Origin of the sequence: Actinoplanes sp. NBRC 101535 (assembly GCF_030269225.1) — a bacterium.
GTDB lineage: Bacteria > Actinomycetota > Actinomycetes > Mycobacteriales > Micromonosporaceae > Actinoplanes > Actinoplanes rectilineatus.
In genome coordinates, this window is sequence record NZ_BSSY01000001.1 from 727515 (window position 1) to 748731 (window position 21217).

16 protein-coding genes are annotated in these 21217 nt (G+C 72.5%); 6 read left to right on the top strand and 10 right to left on the bottom strand.

The window, feature by feature from the left end; genetic code table 11:
• Positions 1-221: 221 nt before the first annotated feature.
• Positions 222-1217: a sulfotransferase family protein gene (locus QSK32_RS03120; protein WP_045746366.1), complete on the top strand. Its 996-nt coding sequence runs from the start codon at positions 222-224 to the stop codon at positions 1215-1217.
• A 36-nt stretch (positions 1218-1253) separates the two neighbouring features.
• On the opposite strand, the gene QSK32_RS03125 is transcribed toward QSK32_RS03120, so the two are convergent.
• Together QSK32_RS03125 and QSK32_RS03130 are read right to left on the bottom strand one after the other, a co-directional pair.
• A complete protein-coding gene (locus QSK32_RS03125; protein ID WP_285471149.1) occupies positions 1254-1892 on the bottom strand; it encodes a response regulator in 639 nt (212 codons plus the stop codon).
• Between the two features lie 3 nt (positions 1893-1895).
• On the bottom strand, positions 1896-3044 hold the full coding sequence (locus QSK32_RS03130) for a sensor histidine kinase (protein ID WP_052721017.1): 1149 nt from the start codon (positions 3042-3044) through the stop codon (positions 1896-1898).
• A gap of 121 nt (positions 3045-3165) precedes the next feature.
• Between QSK32_RS03130 and QSK32_RS03135 the strand changes: the two genes are divergently transcribed.
• The 3 genes from QSK32_RS03135 to QSK32_RS03145 all read left to right on the top strand — a co-directional run bounded on the left by QSK32_RS03135 (position 3166) and on the right by QSK32_RS03145 (position 8636).
• Entirely contained in the window at positions 3166-3939 is a 774-nt protein-coding gene (locus tag QSK32_RS03135; protein WP_285471150.1) for an ABC transporter ATP-binding protein, read from the top strand.
• The gene (locus QSK32_RS03140; protein ID WP_285471151.1) at positions 3936-6431 is read left to right on the top strand and encodes an FtsX-like permease family protein; all 2496 of its coding nucleotides are present in this window, start codon (positions 3936-3938) and stop codon (positions 6429-6431) included. The genes QSK32_RS03135 and QSK32_RS03140 overlap by 4 nt, the downstream gene beginning before the upstream one ends.
• Before the next feature lie 69 nt (positions 6432-6500).
• Entirely contained in the window at positions 6501-8636 is a 2136-nt protein-coding gene (locus QSK32_RS03145) for an N-acetylmuramoyl-L-alanine amidase (protein ID WP_285471152.1), read from the top strand.
• A 34-nt stretch (positions 8637-8670) separates the two neighbouring features.
• Here QSK32_RS03145 and QSK32_RS03150 read toward each other — a convergent pair whose 3' ends face one another.
• The 8 genes from QSK32_RS03150 to QSK32_RS03185 form a co-directional block, all read right to left on the bottom strand.
• On the bottom strand, positions 8671-10656 hold the full coding sequence (locus tag QSK32_RS03150) for a response regulator (RefSeq protein ID WP_045746362.1): 1986 nt from the start codon (positions 10654-10656) through the stop codon (positions 8671-8673).
• Positions 10653-11711 carry a chemotaxis-specific protein-glutamate methyltransferase CheB gene (cheB, locus tag QSK32_RS03155; RefSeq protein WP_052721016.1) on the bottom strand — a complete coding sequence of 353 codons (1059 nt, stop codon included), beginning with the start codon at positions 11709-11711 and terminating at the stop codon, positions 10653-10655. Before cheB ends, QSK32_RS03150 begins: the two co-directional genes overlap by 4 nt.
• Positions 11708-13816 (bottom strand): hybrid sensor histidine kinase/response regulator, encoded by a 2109-nt coding sequence (locus QSK32_RS03160; RefSeq protein WP_045746361.1) that lies wholly within the window; start codon positions 13814-13816, stop codon positions 11708-11710. The genes cheB and QSK32_RS03160 overlap by 4 nt, the downstream gene beginning before the upstream one ends.
• A gap of 12 nt (positions 13817-13828) precedes the next feature.
• On the bottom strand, positions 13829-15298 hold the full coding sequence (locus tag QSK32_RS03165; protein WP_285471153.1) for a methyl-accepting chemotaxis protein: 1470 nt from the start codon (positions 15296-15298) through the stop codon (positions 13829-13831).
• A complete protein-coding gene (locus QSK32_RS03170) occupies positions 15298-15852 on the bottom strand; it encodes a chemotaxis protein CheW (RefSeq protein ID WP_045746359.1) in 555 nt (184 codons plus the stop codon). The genes QSK32_RS03165 and QSK32_RS03170 overlap by 1 nt, the downstream gene beginning before the upstream one ends.
• Positions 15849-17222, bottom strand: a complete 1374-nt coding sequence (locus QSK32_RS03175) for a CheR family methyltransferase (RefSeq protein ID WP_045746358.1) — start codon at positions 17220-17222, stop codon at positions 15849-15851. The genes QSK32_RS03170 and QSK32_RS03175 overlap by 4 nt, the downstream gene beginning before the upstream one ends.
• The gene (locus QSK32_RS03180; protein WP_285471154.1) at positions 17219-17713 is read right to left on the bottom strand and encodes a chemotaxis protein CheW; all 495 of its coding nucleotides are present in this window, start codon (positions 17711-17713) and stop codon (positions 17219-17221) included. The genes QSK32_RS03175 and QSK32_RS03180 overlap by 4 nt, the downstream gene beginning before the upstream one ends.
• 151 nt (positions 17714-17864) lie before the next feature.
• Positions 17865-19244 (bottom strand): acyltransferase family protein, encoded by a 1380-nt coding sequence (locus QSK32_RS03185; protein WP_285471155.1) that lies wholly within the window; start codon positions 19242-19244, stop codon positions 17865-17867.
• Positions 19245-19544: 300 nt separating this feature from the next.
• On the opposite strand from QSK32_RS03185, the gene QSK32_RS03190 reads away from it, so the two are divergent.
• On the top strand, positions 19545-20306 hold the full coding sequence (locus QSK32_RS03190) for a CAP domain-containing protein (RefSeq protein WP_285471156.1): 762 nt from the start codon (positions 19545-19547) through the stop codon (positions 20304-20306).
• A 173-nt stretch (positions 20307-20479) separates the two neighbouring features.
• Positions 20480-21193: a L,D-transpeptidase family protein gene (locus QSK32_RS03195; protein WP_285471339.1), complete on the top strand. Its 714-nt coding sequence runs from the start codon at positions 20480-20482 to the stop codon at positions 21191-21193.
• Positions 21194-21217 lie beyond the last annotated feature (24 nt).

The window sequence follows — 21217 nt, forward strand, 5'->3', positions numbered from 1 at the left end:
CCAGGTGCGGCTGTACCGGCCGTGACCTGGGGTTTTTCCTCACCGAAACAGCGATGGGCGTCAAGATTGCCAGGTAACTCACAGCTAGTCGATAGCTCCCCCATCTCGACGGCACAGACTTTTTGCGGAATGTTTGCGAAGTCATCAAGATCGAAGGGATGACCTGGAGGGGAGCAACATGACGACGCTGGGGACGACGCACCCAGTGAGGGTGGGCCACCATGCCCACTGACCGCCCGATCTTCGTCGTCGGCTGCCCGCGCTCCGGAACGACGATGCTGCAACTGATGTTGCACGCGCACCCCCGGATCGCACTGCCGCCGGAGACCAGGTTCCTGCTCGACGGCTACAAGAAGCGGGCACAGTTCGGCGACCTGAACGACCCGGAGAAACGCCGCGCGCTGGCGAAATGGATCATCGGGACGTCGCAGTTCGACGACCTGGGGCTGGACAACGAGAAAGCCGAGGAGGCGATCGTCGCCGGCCCGCCCACCCTGGGCTCGGCGTTCGGCATCGTCTTCCGGATGTACTCGGAACGGTTCGGCAAGCCGCGCTGGGGCGACAAACGGCCGATGTACCTGCGGTACCTGCCGACGATCCTCCGGCTGTTCCCGGACGCGCAGATCATCAACATCATGCGTGACGGCCGGGACTGTGTGGCCTCCCTCAAGGAGACCCCGTGGAAGCCGGCCGAGTTCGACACCCTGCTCGGCTACTGGCGCGACTCGGCCGACGCGTCGCTGCTGGCCGCCCGGCGGTACCCGAAGGACGTCTACCACCAGGTGCGCTACGAGGACCTGGTCGCCGACCCGGAGCCGCACCTGCGGGCGATCTGCTCCTTCCTCGAGGAGGAGTACGACCCGGCGATGACCAAGCCGAACGAACTCGCCTCGGTCGCCGTGCCGGAGTACAAGACCTGGCACACGCTGACCCACCAGGCGCCGACCACCGAACGGGTGGAGAGCTGGCGGGGACGGCTCTCCGACGAGGAGATCCGGCAGTGTGAGGCCTCGTTCGGTGACCGGCTCGCGCGGTTCGGTTACCGGCCGACGGTGCCGGTTCCGCGTACCGTGCAGATGCGGGCCGGCGCGAAGCTGATCGCGCGGCACCGCCTCGGACCGGCACGCCAGGCCGCGAAGCAGTTGCTGTCGCGCAACCCGGCTCCGCCGGAGCCCCCGGTGGCGGCGAAACTGACCAGCGGTCAGCTCGCGCGCTGATCACCGTCCTCGGCGGGTGCGAGCCCGCCGAGGAGATCAGCCGAGCAACCGCCGCTCCCAGGCCCACGCGGCGATCTCCACCCGGTTCCGGGTGCCGAGCTTGCCGTGGATGCTGCCCAGGTGCGTCTTGACCGTGCCGATCGAGATGAACAACTCGGTGGCGATCTCCGCATTGGTGCGTCCCCGCGCGGTCAGCCGGACCACGTCCAGCTCCCGCGGGGACAGCCCGCCGTCGTCGGACGGACCGGCCGGTGTGGTCAGATGTTCGAGCAGCCGGACCGTGATCGACGGGCTGATCAGCGCGTCGCCGGAGACCGCCGCCCGCACCGCCTCGATCAGCAGCGCCGGACCGGAATCCTTGAGCAGGAACCCCGCCGCCCCGTTGCGCAGCGCCTGATGCACATATTCGTCCAGGTCGAAGGTGGTCACCACCACGACCTTGAGCGGATCCTGCACGCCCGGCCCGGCCAGCAGCCGCAACGCCTCCAGACCGTCCATCCTGGGCATCCGGATGTCCATCAGCGCCACGTCCGGCCGCAGCCGGCGGGCCGCCGCGACCGCCTCCACCCCGTCGGACGCCTCGCCGACCACCTCCATGTCCGGCTGCGCGCCGATGATCATGCCGAAGCCGGTGCGGACCATGGCCTGGTCGTCGGCGATGAGAACGCGGATCACTAGTCACTCCAGAGTCAGGGGTAGCACGGCGTCGACGACCCAGCCGCCGCCCACGCCCGGCCCCGCCGTGATGTGCCCGCCCACCGCGCGGACCCGTTCGGTGAGGCCGACGAGACCGTACCCCGGACGGTCGCGGGGGACCTGCTGCTTCGGCGCCGGGCCGTCGTCGGCCACTCTCAACAGCAGATTCTGCGGGGTACGCCGTAACCACACGTCCACCACCGTCGCGGCGGGCGCGTGTTGCCGCACGTTGGTGAGCGCCTCCATCACCACCCGGTACGCCGACGTCGACACCTCCACCGGCAGACCGTCCACCGGGCCGTCCACGTGCAGTCGCGCCGTCACGGCACCGGCCGCCCCGAACTGCTCGATCAGGACGGCCAGTTCGGGGACCCCGGCGATCGGCGCGAGCGGCGCGTCCGGGCGGCTCTGCGAGTCGCGCAGCACGCCGACCATGCGCCGCATCGACGCCATCGTCTCGGCGCCGGCCTTCTCGATCTGTTCCAGGGCGAGCAGCACCCGCTGCGGGTCCTGCTCGGCGATGAACCGGGCACCCTGGGCCTGCACCACGATCCCGGTGACGTGGTGGGCGATGAAGTCGTGCAGGTCGCGGGCGAACTCGGCGCGCTGCTCGGCGCGGACCGTGTCCAGGGCCCGCCGCCGGCTGTTCTCCGCCGACCGCAGGATCGACCCGCCGCCGACCGCTGCGGCCGCGCCGAGCGCCTGGATCAGGCAGAACGTCACGTAGACGGAGGAGCCGCCGACCCGCAGCGGCATGGCACTCACCGCGAGGCCGCCGATGACCAGGGCGGGCACCGCCCAGCGGAGCGGGGCGTTGCGGGCCACCAGGACGAGCATCCCGAGAAGGGACACCGTTTCGGCCAGACCCCACAGGCCGCCGGTGTAGTCGGACGACGCGGCCATGGTCAGGGTCAGCAGGATCGACCAGAGCGACACCCCGATCGCCGCGCCGGGCAGGATCCGCGAGCCCACCGGGCGGTGCGGCAGCCACACCGTGGTCACCGCCACCGCGGTCAGGACCTGCACCGGCCCGAACGAGGAACGCATGCCGGAGGCCACGTCGACCGCGCCGATCACCGCCAGGGTGAGGAGCACGGCGATCTGCCCGGCACGCAGCAGGTATCGGTTCATCGTCACCCAGCGTAGGACCACCGGGGCGGCTCCCCATCGGCCGAAAGGCAGAGCCGGGCCGGCGCCGATCCCCGCCGCGGGGCGGATGCCGCAGCCGAACGGATCGACCAGCATCCCCGTCATGCATATCCGACCCGCATCCACTACCGCCCCGGACCGTGACGGGCTCGCCGCGGTCGCGGCCGTCGACCTGGTGAAGGTGTACGGCGCCGGCGACACCGCGGTCCGGGCACTCGACGGCGTGACCGTCGGGTTCGACCGGGGCCGGTTCACCGCGATCATGGGGCCGTCCGGTTCCGGCAAGTCCACCCTGATGCACTGCCTGGCCGGCCTGGACACCGCCACCTCCGGCCGGGTCATGCTCGGCGGCACCGACCTGACCGCCCAGCCGGACCGGGTGCTGACCAAGGCCCGCCGGGAACGGATCGGCTTCGTCTTCCAGTCGTTCAACCTGCTGCCGCAGCTCACCGCGGCGGACAACATCACGCTGCCGCTCGACCTGGCCGGGCGCAAGGCCGACCCGGCGCTGTTCGACCGGCTGGTCACCACGCTCGGCCTGGCCGGTCGGCTGACCCACCGGCCCAGCGAACTCTCCGGCGGGCAGCAGCAGCGGGTCGCGCTGGCCCGGGCGCTGGTGTCGCGTCCCGAGGTGCTCTTCGCCGACGAGCCGACCGGCAACCTGGACTCCCGGTCCGGCGCCGAGGTGCTGACCCTGCTCCGGGACGCGACCCGCGACCTGGGGCAGACGGTGGTGATGGTCACCCACGACGCGGGGGCGGCGGCGTACGCGGACCGCGTCGTGCTGCTCGCCGACGGCCGTCTCGCCGGGGAGATCCACCAGCCGGACATCGCCGCGGTCACCGAGGCGCTGCAGGCCCTGGCGGCCGGCCGATGAACCCGGTGCTGCGTACCCAGCTCTCCGGGGTGTCCCGGCGCCCGGCCCGGCTGCTGCTCACCGGCCTGGCGGTGCTGGTCGCGTCGTTCGTCGTGTACGCCACCGTGCTGGCCCAGCAGATCACCGAACGCAGCCTGCTCAACGGGCTCAGCGGCACCCCGGAGGCGACCGATCTGGTGGTCCGCGAGGGCACGGTCACCGGCGCCCAGCTCGCGAGGATCGCCGCGGTGCCCGGGGTGGCCGAGGCGGCCGGCCGGCTGGAGGTCGGCGTGCAGGCCGGTGCCGAGTACCTGACCGTGGCCGCGGACCCGGGAACCGGGCCGCTCAGCCTGGTCGCGCCGGTGTCCGGGCGGTACCCGGCGGCGGCCGGGGAACTCGCGGTGACCCCACGGACCGTGCAACGGCTGGGGCTGACCACGGGCTCCGAGGTCGAGTTGCGGGCAGGTGACGAGACACCGCCGGTCACGGCCCGGATCGTCGGCGTGGTCGAGCCGTCGTCGGACTACGGCGACACCGCGTACGCGCCGCTCGGCACGGTGTCCGCCCTGGTCACCGAGGACGTCCTGCAGCGGGTCGAGATCCGGCTGGACGCCGGCGCCGACGCCACCGCCGTCCGGGAGGGCATCGCGGCCGTGGTGGCCGGGCCGGAGGCGCCGGAGGTCGCCACGGGGGCGGACGTCCGCATCGAGGAGGCCCAGGCCATGGTCAGCGAGATCAACCAGATGTTCGCGGTGGTCGGCATGTTCGTCGCGGTGGCGGTGGCCGCCGCCGGGCTGATCGCCGCGTCCACCTTCCGGATCGTGTTCGCCCAGCGGATGCGGCAGCTCGCCCTGCTCCGCGCGGTCGGTGCCGGCCGGTCCGCGCTGGTCCGCGCCCTGGTCGTGGAGGGCCTGCTGACCGGAGTGGTCGCCGGCCTGACCGGGGTGCTCGCCGCGCTCGCCGTCGGTCACACGGTCCGCCCGGCCGCGGGGGCCCTCGGCGTGGACGTGGCATCGCCGGGCTTCCCGCTCGCCGCGGCTGCCGCGACCGTGGCGCTCGCCGTGCTGATCACGGTCCTGGCCGTGCTCGCCCCGGCGTTCTCGGCCGCCCGGGTCTCGCCCCTGGAGGCGCTGCGGACCGCGGCCACCACCGGCGCCCGTACCGGCATCGGCGGGGGACGCCGGCTGTTCGGCCTGCTGTTCACCGCGGCCGCGCTCGGCGGGGTCGCCGTCGTGCTGGCCGCCCTGCCCGAACCGGACGCGCAGGACTTCGACCCGTCGCCGCTGCTGCTCGGCATCGTCGCGTCCGGCGCCTGCGCGTACATCGCCCTGATCGCTCTCGGTCCGGTGCTGGTCCGCCCGGTGCTCGTGGTGGCCGGCTGGCCGCTGCGCCGCCTCGGACCGGTCGGCCGGCTCGCCGTCGGCGGGGTGGGCGGCAGCGCCCGCCGGGCCGCCGCGGTCTCGGTGGTGGTCGCGCTCGGTGTCACCCTGATCGCCGGGACGCTCGTCGGCGGTGCGTCGGTCCAGGTGCTCGCCGAACGGGAACTGGCCGCGTCGGCGCCCGCCGACTTCGAGCTGTCCGCCTCGGACGGCACGGGACTGCCGCCCGGGTACGCCGGGAGGGCCGCCGCCAGTGGCGCGCTGACCCGGGTCACCCCGTACCGGCGGATCGACACGACGGTCGGTGGGGTGGAGACCGCGGCCACCGACCTGGCACTGACCGCGCTGCCCCGCCTGGCCGACCTGGACCTGGCCGCCGGAACCATCGACGGCTTCGGCCCCGGCCGGACGGTGATCGCCCGTTCCGTGGCGGACCTGGCGAACCTGAGGGTCGGCGACACGACGGCCGTCACCGCCGGTGGCCGGACGGTACGCCTGACCGTCTCCGGGATCCTCTCCGACATGGGTCCGCTGCACAGCGGTCTGGTGGTGGACGGCAGCGACCTGACCGGTCTCGGGGCGAAGGCGGCGCCCACCGGGCTGCTCGCCGACGCGTCCGCGGACGGGGAGCAGGCCCGCACCGCCGGCCTGCACGCCCTGCGCGACCTCACCGCCGGCGACCCGAGGTACGGCGTCGCGGTCCTCGCCGACCAGCGCGACCAGCTCCGCGGCAACCTGACCGTGGTGCTGGCGATCGCGATCGCCCTGATCGGGCTGACCGTGCTGATCGCCGTGGTCGGGGTGGGCGCCACCACCGCGCTGTCGGTCGTCGAACGGGTCCGGGAGTCCGGCCTGCTCCGGGCGGTCGGCATGTCCCGCGGTGGACTGCGCACCATGTTGACCACCGAGTCGGCGCTGTACGGCGTGGTCGGCGCGGCACTCGGGATCGCGCTCGGTGTCCCGTACGCCTGGCTGGCGGTCCGTGCGACCGGCCTGAACGCGCCGCTGACGGTGCCCGGGTGGCAGCTGGCCGCGGTCTTCGCCGCCCTGGTGGCACTGACCGCGCTGGCCGGGGTGATGCCCGCCCGGCGCGCGGCCCGGGTCAGTCCGGTAACAGCTCTCACCACGGACTAGTGGCGAACACGACGGTCCGGTAGCGTTCACGCCCGCAACATCGACGATCTTCGCGGGGGAACCGGGCCAATGCACAAACGGGTGACGATCGGTCTGGGTACGGCGGTGGCCGTGCTGGCAGCGGGTGGCGGGGTGGCCATGTGGCCCACGGCGGCCCCGCCGGCGGCGGCACCGGCACTGGCGGTCGAGAGGACGCAGCCGGCCGTCGTGCCGGTGGCCGCGACGACCGCCGCGGCGCCGGCGACAACGACGACAGCGACGGCGAGGACACCGGCGGGAACGTCGGCGACGACCGCACCGCCCGCGGCGAAGAGCCGGCTGCGCACCCTGGCCGTCCCCGAGCGGACCGCGAAGAAGGACCTGGCGCAGCGTGCCACCGAGCGGTTCAGCCTGCTCGGTGTCACCTGGTCCGATCCGGACGACGCGCCCACCGGCGACATCGAGGTCCGCACCCGCAGCGTCGCGACCGGAGAGTGGACCGGCTGGCAGCCCCTCGAGGCCGCCGACACCGGCCCGGACGCCGCCGAGGCCGCCAACCCGGGCCGCCGGGGCGCCACCGAACCGCTCTGGGTGGGGCCGTCGGACGGTGTCGCGGCCCGGTTCGCCGGCGGCGGCGAGCTGCCGTCCGGCCTGCGTCTCGACCTGATCGACCCGGGCACGTCCACCGGCGGTCAGGGCGGTGGGGAGGCGGAGATCGGCACCAGCAACGTCGTCACGCCGCCGTTTCCCGCCTATGTCAGCCGGACCGCGTGGGGCGCCGACGAGAAGATCACCGGCGACGTCACGATCGGCACCGAGGTCAAGGTGTTCTGGGTGCACCACACCGCGACCACCAACGATTACACCTGCGCCGAGTCGGCGGCGATCGTGCGCAGCATCCAGACCTACGACGTGACCAGCAAGAAGCTCTCCGACATCGGCTACAACTACCTGGTCGACAAGTGCGGCACGCTGTTCGAGGGCCGCAAGGGCGGGGTGCAGAATGCCGTGGTCGGCGCGCACACCGTCGGCTTCAACACCGGTTACGCCGCCGTGTCGGTGATCGGCGACTACGAGACCGCGACGTCGAACAGTGCCGTCGAGGCGAAGATCGCCCAGCTCGCGGCGAACCGGCTCGGCACCTACGGTTACGACCCGACGAGCACCGTCACGATCAGTCCCGGTGTCGCCAACGACAAGTACCAGACCACCGACCAGCTGACCGTGGAGCGCCTGGCCGGGCACCGCGACGCCGACGCCACGCTCTGTCCCGGCGCCAACCTGTACTCCCGGCTGCCGGCGATCCGGGTCCTCACCCAGCAGACCGTCCTCGGCCTGGCGCTCACCTCGGTGACCGGTGGCGGCAGCGCCGGCGGGGCGTACTACGTCAAGAACCGGGCCACCCTCGCCTGGAAGCTGATCACCCCCTCGGCCGACCTGGCCCGCTTCGACATCCTGGTCGACGGCACGGTCGCCGGGACGGTGGCGAACACCGTCCGCAGCGCGTCGGTCGCCGTGCCGCCCGGCAGGCACACCGTCGCGGTCCGGGGTGTGAGCGCCACGACCGGCTCGGCGACGGTGAACGCCACGGTCCACGGCGACGTCACCGCCCCGGTGTTCGGCAAGGCGGTCGAGGTCGGCCTGCGGACCGGCACGTACAGCGCCGCGGCGGTCCCGGTGAAGGCGAGCTTCACCGCCAAGGACAACCTGAAACTGACCGGCCTCACCGTCAGCAAGCCCAAGGCCGCCACGCTCGGTGTCACCGCCACGTCCTGGTCGCCGAGCGTGAAGACCGGTGCGGTCACCTACACGGTCACCGCGCGGGACCTCTCCGGCAACACCCGGGCGTCGTCGGCGTCACGCACGGTGGTCCTCTCGGCCGAGACCGCCGCGAAGAGGACCGGCGCCTGGACCAAGGTCACCGGAAAGTCGCACCTGGGCGGCAAGGCCCTCTCCGCCAAGGTGAAGAACCGGAAACTGACCTGGACGTTCACCGGCCGCAGCGCCGCGCTGCTCTTCTCGAGGACCGCCAAGTCCGGCAAGGCGGCGATCTACGTCGACGGCAAGAAGATCACCACGGTCGACCTGAAGGCGTCCAAGACGAGCTATCGCCAGGCCGTCTGGACCCGCGACCTCAAGCCGGGCAAACACACCGTGGCCGTCGTCGTCCAGGCCACCGCCGGTCGCCCCACGGTGATCTCCGACGGCCTGGCCTACATCAGATGACCCTTCGCAAGGTGTGCGTCACCACGAGGGAGGGTCAGGCGGTGCGCCGCGGGGCGGTGCGGCGGTCCTGACCCGCGAAGTCGGCGGTCGGGGGCAGGGTGAACCAGAAGGTGGCTCCCTCGCCCTCGGCCGACTCGGCCCAGATCTCGCCGCCGTGCCGTTCGACCGCCCGGTGCACCGTGGTCAGGCCGATGCCGGTGCCGGGGAAGTCGCGGGCGTCGTGCAGCCGGGCGAACGGGCGGAACAGCTCACCGGCCTGGTCGCTGGGGAACCCGGCCCCGTTGTCGCGGACGAAGAACTTGCCGTCCTCGGCCCCGACCGTGATCTCCGGGTCGGACACCTTGCGGCTGAACTTCCAGGCGTTGTTGATCAGGTTCTCGAGGACCACCCGGACCAGACCCTCGTCGGCGTCCGCGGTCATCCCCGGATGCACCCGCAGGCCCACCCGGCGGTCCGGGTCGCGGGCCGCCACGTCGGCGAACACCTGATGGGCGGTGGTCGTCATGTCGAACTCGGCCCGGCGCAGCTCACCCCGGCTGGCCCGGGCCAGGATCAGCAGCGACTCGACCAGGTCGGCCATCCGCATCGCCGCCGCGTGGATGCGGGTCAGGCGGTGCCGGGTCCGCTCGCCCAGCTTCTCGTTGTCCTCCTCGTCGAGCATGTGCTCGGCGAAACTGCTGATCACCTGGAGCGGACCGCGCAGGTCGTGGGAGACCGAGCCGGAGAACGCCTCCAGCTCCCGGTTGCGCCACTCCAGCTCCTCGACCAGGGCGGCCCGCGTCTCGGCCAGCTGCCGGGCCGCGCGTTCCTCGGTGGCGTCCAGTTCACGGCGCATCAGTTCCTCGCGGATCCGGCGGGACTCGTCGTGCGACTGTTTGCGGCGGATCTGCGCGCGGACGTGCACCAGCAGACCCTCCGGCACGTCGATCAGGCGGACGTAGTCGTCGGCCCCGGCGGCCAGGCAGTCCAGCATCTGCGTCTCGTCGCCGGTCATCACCACCGGCAGCTCACCGACCCGGGGCACCTCGCGGATCCGGCGGCAGGCCTCGCGGGCCCGGTCCAGGTCGTCGTCGAGACCGATCACGATGCAGTCGACCGGCTGGGCGGCGAGCAGGTCGAGGGCGTCGACGATGCCGGTGGCGGCGACGATGTCGTACCCCTCGGCGCGCAGCGCGTCGGCCCAGACGGTGAGTTCGGCGCGGTCCGGGCTGACGGTGAGCACCTTGCCGGGACCGTGCAGGCTGCCGATCGCCTCGATCGGCAGCTGTTCGGCGCTCTGCCGCAGCACCGCGGCCAGTTTGGCCAGCACCACCGCCAGGTCCTGCTGCTTGCGGACGAACGCGTCGGCGCCGGCGTCGAGCATCTGCATCTCGGTGGCGTAGTCGTCGGCGGCGGTCATCAGCAGGCACGGGGTGTCGCGCAGCGCCGGGTCGAGGCGGATCCGGCGGATCACCGTGGCACCGTCGATGCCGGGCATCACCCCGTCGACGATCACTGCCTGGGGCCGGCGGTCGGCGGCCATCCGCAGGCCGTCCTCGCCGCTGGGGGCGGTCAGCACCGCGTACCCCTCGGATTCGAGGAGTTCCCGCAGCTGCTCCCGGAAGGTCATGCTGTCGTCGATGACCAGGATCGTGGTGGCGTCGCCGCCGCTGTCACGGCTCTCCCCGAGCAGCTGACGGGTCCGGGCCACCACATAACCCGAGTCGTACGGCTTGCCCACGTACTCGTCGGCGCCGATGCGCAGCCCGGCGAGCCGGTCGGAGACCTCGCTCTCGCTGGACAGCAGCATGGTGACCACCTCGCCGTGCGTGCCCCGCAGCTCGGTGAGCAGTTCCAGGCCGTCCGCGTCGGGCAGCAGCACGTCCAGCACGGCGGCGTCGAACGTGCCGGCGGTGAACGCGTCCCGGGCCTCCGCCCCGGTGGCGCACAGGATGGTCGCGAACCCGTCGTCGGAGAACGCCTCGTGCAGGTCCATCCGTACGGTCAGGCTGTCGTCGACGATCAGCACAGTGGGCGTCATCGCCGGGCCCCCGACGGATGCAGCTCGCAGATCCGGGCCGACATCCGGGCCGGCGGCAGCACGTGGGCCGCCGCGCCGATCAGCGCCGCCTCGCGGGGCATCCCGTACACCGTGCAGCTGCCCTCGTCCTGGGCGAACGTGACAGCCCCCCGGTTGCGCATCTGCAGCAGGCCGGCCGCCCCGTCCCGGCCCATCCCGGTCAGCAGGCACCCGGCCGCGCTGCCGCCGAACTCGGACGCCACCGACTCGAACAGCACGTCCACCGAGGGCCGGCAGGAGTGCCGGGCCGGGCCGTCGCTGAGCCGCAGGAGCTGGTCACGGACGTACAGGTGCCGGTCCGGGGGAGCGAGCAGCACCTGACCGGCGACCCGGCCGACCGGGGTGCCGTCGACGGCGTACCGCACGTTGCGGGCGGTCTGCCCGGCGAGCCAGTCGGAGAACGCCACCGCGAACTGCTCGCTGGCGGCGATGTGCTGCACGATCAGGATCGGCGTGTGGAAGGTGGGCGGCAGCGCCCGGAGCAGCTCGGTCAGGGCGGCCGGCCCGCCGGTGGACGAGCCGACCGCGACCACGCTGAGCCCGTTCGGGGCCGGGGTGGGCACCGGCGGCGGGGCGGCCGGGGTGGCGGTGCCGCGGCCCAGCCGGGCCCGCGGATGGGTGATCACCCGGATCCGCGCGACCATCCGGACCGTGTTGCGCAGCCGCTGCGGCCAGTCGTTGTCGGAGTCGTCGCCGCGCGGCTTCTCCAGCACGTCCACCGCGCCCGCCGCCAGGGCGTTGTACGTGCTGAACAGCTCCTGCCGGTCCGCGGACGAGACGACCAGGATCGGTGTCGGGTACTCCGCCATGATCTGCTCGGTGGCGGCCAGCCCGCTGATCCCGGGCAGCATCATGTCCATGGTGATCACGTCGGGGCGCAGCCGGGCGGTCATCTCCACGGCCCGTTCGCCGCTGACCGCCTCGCCGACCACCTCGAGCTGCGGGTCGGTGGCGAGCGCCTCCCGCAGGTGGTGCCGCATCGTCGCGGAGTCCTCCACGATCAGCACCCGGGTCACGACCGGACCACCAGGCGGCGGATGTGGGCGAGCAGCTTCTCCTGGTCGAACTCGCCCTTGACCACGTACGCGCTGGCCCCGGCGGCCCGCCCGCGTTCCCGGTCGGCGGCGCTGGACCGGGAGCTGACCAGGATGGCCGGCACGGCCGCCAGCTCCGGTTCGGCCCGGGTCCGTTCGACGAAGGTGAAGCCGTCGATGCCGGGCATGTCGATGTCGGTGAGGAACAGGCCGTACCGGCGGGTCCGCGCCTTCTCCAGACCCTCCTCGCCGGAGGCGGCCAGGTCCACCTCGTAGCCGGCCGACTCCAGGATGCTGCGTTCCAGCATCCGCGTGGTCAGCGAGTCGTCGACGACCAGGATGGGCAGCGGCGGCGCCGCGGCGGCGGGTTGGTGACCGCCGGCCTGGTGCCCGCGGATCTCGGCGGCCAGGCCCTGCGGGTCGAGGACCAGCCGCGGGTTGCCGTCGGCGTCGATCGAGACGCTGGAGATCACCGCCGTGGACGGCGCGAGTTCCGGAAGCGGGCGGGCGACCAGCGACGACGTGCCGGTGAGCCGGTCCACCCCGATGGCGACCAGACCGTCGTCCGACTTGATCACCACGGCGGCGCCGGCACCGGGGGAGTCCGGCACGGTGTCCCCGGTGTACAGCGCCTGGGCCAGGGGCAGGAACGGCGTGGCCGTGTCGTCGTAGACGATCCGCCCGGTGGCGGAGGCCGTGGTCGCCTCGTCGGGGCTGAGCCGGACGCAGCCGCGTACCGCGTCCAGGGGCACCACCGCGAGCGTGCCGCCCGCCTCGACCACCAGGCCGGTCATGCTCAGCAGGGTGAGCGGCACGGTCAGCTCGACCGTCGCCCCGATCCCGGGTTCGCTGCGGACGTCCACCTCACCGTGCAGCTGGGCGGCCACCTCGCGGACCGCGTCCATGCCGATGCCCCGGCCGGCGACCTCGGTCACCGAGGCCGACGTGCTGATCCCGCCGCGCAGCACCATGCCCAGCAGCTCCTGCTTGTCCGGCGGCGGCGCCCCCGGATCGAGCAGGCCCCGCTCCTGGGCGGTCCGCCGGACCGCGTCCAGGTCGAAACCCCGCCCGTCGTCGGTGCACCGGAACACCACCTTGCGCCCGCGCCGCTCGACGTCCACGCTGACCTGGCCCTCGGGTGGTTTGCCGGCTGCGATCCGCTGCGCCTCGGGTTCGATGCCGTGCGCCACCGAGTTGCGCACCACGTGCAGGAACGCCCCGGTGACCGGCCCGACCAGGTGCGCACCCAGCCGGATCTCGGCGCCCCGGGCGACGAACCGCACGTGTTTGCCCTCCGCGTCGGCGGCGTCGCGGACCGCCCGCCGCAACGCGGTGATCACGCTGGCCACCGGGACCAGGCGCAGGCCCTCGGCCTTGGCGCGGACGTCGTCGAGCTCGCGTTCGATCTGGTCGACCGAGTCGGTGAACCGCCGGCCGGCCGAGCCCAGCTCCCCGGCGAGCCGTTCCGCCGAGGCGCGCGCCACGCCGGGGGCGCTGCCCCGGCCGGCGCGCAGCTGGTCGGCGAGGGTCTCGGCGGACCGGTGCAGGCGTTCGATGGTGTTGCAGCCGGCGCGCAGCGGCGCCATCCGGGAGTTGGCCTCACCGATCGCGTCGAGCAGTTCGTCCAGGTCGGCCGAGGCGGCCCGCGGCGCCACCGTGATCACCTCGGGGACCGGCGGTGGGGCGGCGGTCCGGGTGGACTCCGCGGGGGTGGCCGGGGATTCCGGTGGCCGGGTGGCGGCGGGGGCCGCGGGCGGCTCCGGCGGCGCGGGTTGTTCGAGGACGGTCACCTGCCGGGTGATCTCGTCGTTGAGCCGCAGCAGCTCCCGCATCTCCTCGGCGGCCAGCGGCTGGTCACCGGTCCGGTGCGGGACCAGGATCTCCTCGAACTCGTGGGCCCGGTCGGCGATGTCCTTCTGCTTGACCACCCGGGCGGCACCCTTGAGGGTGTGCGCCACCCGCAGCAGCCGGGCGACCGGTTCCGGCCCCGGACGCTGGTCCAGGTCGAGGACTCCGGCGGTGATCTGGTCGACCAGCTCCCGGGCCTCGATCCGGAAGTAGCGCAGCGGGTCCCGGCTGTCAGCCATCGTGGCGGCCCGTCAGCGCTTGGCCGTGCCGACCAGCTCCAGCAGGTCGCCGGAGAGGGTGGACAGGTGCGCGGCGGTCTGTTTGGTCTGCACCGCGCTGGACTCGGTCTCGCGGGACACCCGGGCGGTGTCGGAGGCCGCGATGTTGACCTGTTCGACCGCCGTGGTCTGCTGTTTCGTGGAGAGCTCGATCTCCCGTGTGGCGTCGTTGGTGGTGGAGACCAGCTGCACGATCTCCCGGAAGCTGTTGGTGGCGTCGTCGAACTGACGGGCGCCGGTGTCGACCGCCTTGGCGCCGATCTCGGTCGCCATCACGGTGGTGTTGACCGCGCCGCGGACGTCCTCGATCAGCGCGCGGATCTCCTTGGCCGAGGCCGCGGTCCGGTCGGCGAGTTTGCGGATCTCCTCGGCCACCACGGCGAACCGCCGCCCCCATTCGCCGGCGCCGCTGGCCTCGATGGTGGCGTTGATGGCCAGGATGTTGGTCTGCTCGGCCAGCTCGGACACCAGGTCGACGACCGAGCCGATCTGCTGGGACTTCTCGCCGAGCGCGAGCATGTGCTGCACGATCTGGTCGACCTGGGTACGGATCGCACCCATCGAGGCCCGGGTCTGGTCGATGGTGGCGTCCCCGGTGCGGGCCGCGGCCTCGGTCTCCTCGGCGATCTTCGAGACGCGCTGGGCGGACTCGGAGATCTGCCGGGAGGTGATCAGCAGTTCGCTGATCGTAGTGGTGATCTCGTTCATCGCGCTGGCCTGGTCCCGGCCGCCGTTGACCTGCTGTGCCGCGGCGGCCTCCAGCTGGGTCGACGAGCTCTGGATGTGCCCGACCGCCGCTCCCAACTCCCGGCGCAGGTCCCGGCTCACCCGCCAGGCCACCACGATCGCGCTGCCGGTGGTGACCGCCCCCAGCAGGATGATCACCCAGATCGCGATGGCCGCCTGTTCGGTCGAGTCGACGCGGTCGTTGTCCACGTCCACCCGGATGCGGGCCACCAGATCGGTGAGCGTGCTCTGCAACGTCTTGCGCAGGGGTATCACCTGGTCGGCGTTGAGCTGGGCCGCCGCCTGCGCGTCGTTGACCTCGGCGCGTTTGGCCATCACCAGGGCGACACCGGCGGCGTGTGCGGTCTCCGCCGTCGCGACCCGTTCCAGCAGGGACAGCGAGGTGCCGTCGGTGAGGGAGTTGCGCAACTCCTCCAACTGGTTCAGGAAGGAGGTGCGGTCCTGCTCGGTGAGCTGCTTGTACTCGTCGGTGCCGTACAGCAGGTAACCGCGGTAGTCGGAGAGACGGGTCTCCATCAACCGGTTCAGCGTCTCGGCGCCGGCCAGATTGCCGGTCGCGGCGGCGATCACCTTGTCCTTCGCCTTGACCACCAGGGACAGTGCTGTCACCGCGGTGATCACCGAGATCAGGGTGAGGACGATGGTCACGGAGACCCCGATCGCCAGCTTGCTGCCAAAAGTACGGCGGTTCAACATCAGGTCTCCTCGGCGACGGCGTGCGGTTCTGCGTCGAACTGGTGTCCCGCGAGCCGGTGCACCAGGGCCCGGGTGGCGGGCACGTCCACGATCGGCCGGTTGCCGTCGGGCAGCCGGACCATGCCCTGCAGGCAGCCCTGTCCGCTCTCCTCGTCGGCGCTCTCCAACATGTCGCCGGACTGCACCCGGACATGCCGGTCCAGCTGGTGGAAGGCGAGCGCGAGCATCGGGGTGCCGGCCGCCAGGACCAGCCAGCGGGGCCGTTCCGGCTTCGGGTGGCCGAGCAGCGCGGCCAGGTCGTACACCGGGACGATCGAGCCGGCGAAGCCCGCCACGCCGAGCAGCCCGCGGACGGTGCTCGGCAACGGGGTGATCTTGCGGTCCGGGTGCACCCCGGCGGTCTGGGCCAGGCGGATCACGTACGGCCGGTCGCCCACCCCGATGGCGAGGAGTTCGACGATCCCGCCGTCGAGGACCCGCAGCGGCTCCGCGAAGGACCTGTTGAAGTCGGCGCGGACCTGCCCGACCCGGTCGCCGACGGTCGCCCCGCTCACCGGGGCACCCCGCAGCTCTCCAACTCGGTCCGGCACAGCGAGACCAGCGCGATCCGGCTGAACCCGCCGCCGAACAGCACGATCCGGTCGTCGCTCTCCCGCAGCATCAGATCCTGGGCGGTGCGCAGCAGCGCGGCGGCACCCCGGTCGTCGCCGCGTCGCCGGGCCAGCAGACCCATCCGCAGCTGCGGCATGGCGAACGCCGGATCCAGGTACGCCGCCAGCCGGTACTGCCCGACCGCCTGGTCCGCGCAGTCCAGTTCGTGGCAGACGCCGAGCAGGTGGTGCCCGTCCGGGTGCGGGCCGCCGGTGTCGATCAGCCGGTGCGCGGCGGCGCGGGCCTCGTCCAGCCGCCCCATCTGGGCCAGCAGGACGCCGTACAGCAGCACCTCGCGGACGCCGGCCGGGGGCGGTTCGGAGATCGCCGCCAAGGCGTCGGCGAACCGGTCGTCACGCATCAGCGCGAACGCCCGCGAGTAGTGTTCCGCCGGATTCGCCACCGGGGCGGGGCGGGCCGGCCGGGACGCCGTCGGCGGGTGCTGGTGCCCGGCGCCCGGCCGCCGGTAGAACACCGTGCCGGCCTCGTGCAGGACCTCCAGGCCCTCGGGGCGGCTGCCCAGCGAGTCGGTGTGCCCGAGGAACAGGTAACCGCCGGTGTCCAGCGACCGGGTCATCCGCCCGACCACGGCCGTCACCACGTCCGGGGTCAGGTACATCAGCAGGTTCCGGCAGAAGATCACGTCGTACCGGCCGGGCTGCCACAGCTGCGGGTCGTCGTCGGCGACGTTGTACTCCATGAAGTGCGCCGCAGCGGTGATCTCCGGGGAGACGTGGTAACCCTCGGGCGACTGCCGGAACCACTTCTCCCGGGCCCGGTCCGGGGTCTCCCGCAGCGACCACGCGGAGTACGTCGCGGCGTTCGCCTTGCGCAGCTGCCGCCGGTTGGCGTCCAGGCCGACCACCGAGACGATCCAGTCCCGGTGCGGGCGGGCCTCGGTCGCCAGGATGGCCAGCGTGTACGCCTCCTCGCCGGACGAGCAGCCGACCGACAGCAGGCGCAGCACCCGCTGCGCGCTGCGGGCCAGGATCCGTTCCGGCAGCACCCGTGCGGCGACCACCCGGAACTGTTCGCTGTGCCGGAAGAAGTAGGTCTCGGTGATGCTCAGTTCCTCGGCGAGCACCGCCAGTTCGGCGTCCCAGCGCCGCCCGGTCAGCCGGTCCAGGTAGTCCCGTTCGGACAGCTCGTGCGCGGCGGCCCGGTCGCGCAGCACCTTCTCCATCTGGCCCACGTCGGCGTCCGCGAAGGTCCAGCCCAGCCGCTGCTGAAGCAGGTCACGGAACCGGGTCAGCCCGGCCGGGAAGCTGGTCACGACCCGGCCTCGCCGTCGTCGCCGACCGCCTCCCAGACCTCGTCGGGCACCGCGCTGATGCTGTGCAGCAGGAGCAGCGGTTCGTCGCCGACCGTGCCGACGGCCGCGATCAGGGACTTGGAGACGCCGCTGAACAGCGCGGACGGTCCCTCCGGCGGTTCCACCTCGATCTCCTGGACGCCGAGGACCGGCCCGGTGCCCAGCGCGATGGTGCCACGTCCGGCACGAACCGTTACATAACGTTGGATTTCGCCCTCGACCCCGGTCAGCAGCCGGGTCACGTCGATCACCGGGGACGGCGCGCCGCGCAGGATGGCCAGCCCGAGGACGTACGGCGCGGTCCCGGCCAGCGGCCGGGTGACCAGCGGGCGCATCGTCTCGACGACCTCGTCGAGGGGGAGCGCGCAGTAGAGCGGACCGGCCCGGAACACGAGGGCGACCACCGCGACGCCGCGTGCCGGAGTCAGAAGATCGCTTCGTTGCCCTGCCACGCGCTCAGGCTAATCACCATTTAAACGGATTTTGTGAGCTTCTCTCGACTTGGCCCGGCCGCGCGGCCCGGTCGCCCTTCTCCGGGGGTACGCGTGACCGCTCGTGACCGGTCCCGGCGCGCAGCCGCCCTCCACGCGCCGGGACCGGTGTCTAGGGGAGCTCGGGCGTCCCGCGGTATCCCGGCCCGGCGCCCTCACCCGGGCCGGACGGCGGGTTGTGGTACCCGGCCGGCCCGGCCAGCCGGTACGCGTGCCGCCCCGACGGCTCCTCGGGGCCGCCCGGAGCGGTGGTCTCCTGGTCGACGACGGGATGCCCGTAGTAGCCCGCCGCCGGCCGCCCGGCCACCGGCATCTCGATCCGCTCCGTCTCCGGCGCCGGTGCGCCGGATGCGGGACCGCCCGGTGCGGGGGCGGGGTCCCCCTCGGGCCATCCGGCCGGGATCGGCCCGATCCGCTCGGCGAGCGGCTTCTCCGGCGGTGCGGGCGGTGGCGGGGTGAGCACCGCCGGCCACAGCCGCGGCCGGCGCTTGGCGGCCAGATCCTCCACCCAGCCGAACGCGACCACCGCGGCCGCCGTCACCGCGAACGTGATGGACAGGGTGACCGGACCCTCCAGCGAGCCCAGATCCTCCATGTTGGTGAAGGCCAGGATCGGCCAGACCGCGGCGATGGCGGCCCCGTGCCAGAGGTAGACCGTCACGGCCCGGGCGTTCAGCAGGTTCACCGCGCGGTCGACGGCTGGTGTCCGGGCCAGCTTCTCGATCGGCGGCTGCCAGCGGAGCGCGATCAGCACGAACGCCAGCGAGTAGACCGCCTGCGCCTCGGACACCTCGTTGAGGTCCCAGCCCAGTTCGTCGCTGCTCTGCACCAGCCACTTCAGACCCAGGCCGGCCAGTGCCCCGGCGGCCAGCAGCACCGCGGCCGGGTGCATCCGGGCCAGCCGGCCGTCCCGGTGGGCGAACCCGGCGATCCAGCACGCGCCGTACGTGACGAGGTCCCAGAGCGCCGACTCGACCTCGGCCGGCATGCCCCACGAGCCCTTCTCCAGCATCGTCATGCCCAGCAGCGGCAGGGCGACGAGCGGCCAGCCGACCTTGCGGAACACCGGGAACAGCAGCGGGGAGAGCAGCACCAGCCACAGATAGGTCCGCACGTACCAGAGCGCGTCCCAGACGAACGCGCCCTCGTCGCTGCCGGGTGGGTCGCCGAGCGGCAACAGCCAGAACACCAGGCGCCACGGCTCGAACGGGTGCTCGCCGTCCGTCTCGGAGGCCCAGCCGAAGTACAGCATCACCGGCACCGACACCAGCCCGAGCAGCCACACCGGGGGCAGCAGGCGGCGCATCCGGGAGGTGAGGACCTTGCCGGGTGGGCGGTTCTGCAGGGAGGCGGCGGTCAGCGAGCCGGCCACGGCGAACATGACGCCCATCGCGGGGATCACGATGGACAGCCAGGGCCATCCGAAGTGGTGATAGACGATCACCCGGACGATCGCGACGGCACGGAGCATGTCCAGGTAGCGGTTACGCACCGCGAAACCGTAGCGACGGGCGGGGCGGCGCAGGGACAGCCGAGCAGTCGGCAAGAACGCCTCAGTGGGCTACCCCGAACGAGGGAAGAACGCCGGAACCCTGTGCGAGTGTGCGACGGACGTGCTCAGGCGGGGGCGGTGTTCACGCTGCTCACGGCGTACACCATGACGGTCGTCGAAGAACCGGTCGCCCGGCGGCCGGGAGACCACCGCAGTGACCGCCCCCGGCCCGGCCCGTTGGTCACCCGGCGGAGGACGCCCCGGACGGCCGGGGCGCGCGGACGACGGGATCGACCGACCATGCGGAAACCCTTGCTGGTGCTCGGGATGGCCGCCGTGACGCTGGTCGCGGGCGGCGTCACGGCGAAGGCGCTGGCGCAGGAGCCCCCGGAGCCCGTGGTGGGCCCGGGCGTCAAGCAGCTGATCGACCTGATCGAATCCCCGGCGCCGCCGGATCTCCCGGAGGAGCCGGGCCTTCCGGAGGAGCCGGGCCTTCCGGAGGAGCCGGGCCTTCCGGAGGAGCCGGGCCTTCCGGAGGAGCCGGGCCTTCCGGAGGAGCCGGGCCTTCCGGAGGAGCCGTCCGGGCGGGGCCCCGGACTGCCGGACCCGGTGGACGCTCTGGTGGCGGCCTCGCGCCGGGCGGTCACCGGCGCCTCGGTCTCCGCCCGCCCGGGGGCGCCGGTGCAGCAGCAGGTGCTCGCGCTGGTCAACCGGAACCGGCGGCAGGCCGGCTGCCATCCGTTGACCGTGGACCGGCGGCTGATCGCCGCGGCGAACCGGCATGCCGCCGACATGGCCCGGCGCGGCTACTTCTCGCACGAGGGGGCCGGTGGGTCGGACGCCGGTCGGCGGGTGACCGGCGCCGGATATCCCTGGCAGCGGTACGGCGAGAACATCGCCCGGGGCCAGCGGAGCCCGTTCCAGGTCATGCGGGACTGGATGGAGAGCCCGTCGCACCGGCACAACATCCTGGACTGCCAATTGCGGCAAATGGGCGTCGGGCTGGCCCTCGGGAAGAACCGGACCCCCTACTGGGTGCAGGATTTCGCCACTCCCCGCTAGGGCAAATCCCTGCAAGCTGGACTTGTGGGCATCGATGACATACCGGTTTCATGTCACGGCGCCCTTCGTATACCTCACCAGGTGCGTGCCTGTGCTTCTATGTGCGGACATCACTCCTGGGGAGGACGAAGTTGGCAGTGCGACGGGTTACCGCCCGCCTCGCCGGTGCCGCGATGGCGATGCTGGTGGGTGGCGGTCTCGGTGCGGTCGCCCTGGCTCCGGCCGGGGCCGGTGCGTCCGCACCGGTCACCGCTGCCGTGGCGACGACCGTGGTGACGAAGGCGGCCGCGGTGTCATGCGCGACCGGCAAGTACCAGAAGCAGGTCGAGGGCTACCTCAAACAACTGGGCGGATACGGCACGGTTACGGTCGACGGCAAGCAGTCCACCGCCGACTGTGCCGCGATCGTGAAGTTCCAGAAGCGGTTCGGGATCCAGCCGGCCAAGGGCCTGGCCGGGCCGACCACCTATGACGTGGCCAAGCGGCTGGCTTCGACGAAGACGTCGAAGTGCAAGGCCAAGAAGAAGGGCATCACCTTCTGCGTCGACCTGACCCACCAGACCAGCTGGGTCATGAAGAACGGCAAGGTGCACCTGAAGCCGACCGTGGTGCGCACCGGCATGAAGGGCTACCGGACGCCGGCCGGCACCTACAAGATCAACAAGCGGACCAAGAAGGAGTGGTCGGACCCGTACGAGGTGTGGCTGCCCTACTGGCAGCGGTTCATCGGCGGCATGGGCTTCCACCAGACCACCACCTACATCCACGACAAGTGGCGGGGCTCGCACGGCTGCGTGAACCTGCTGCAGGCCGACGCCAAGAAGTACTACAGCATCGGCAAGATCGGCATGACGGTGAAGACGATCGGGCGCCGTCCCGGCACCTGATCCGCGGTCTCCATCGTGGGCCGT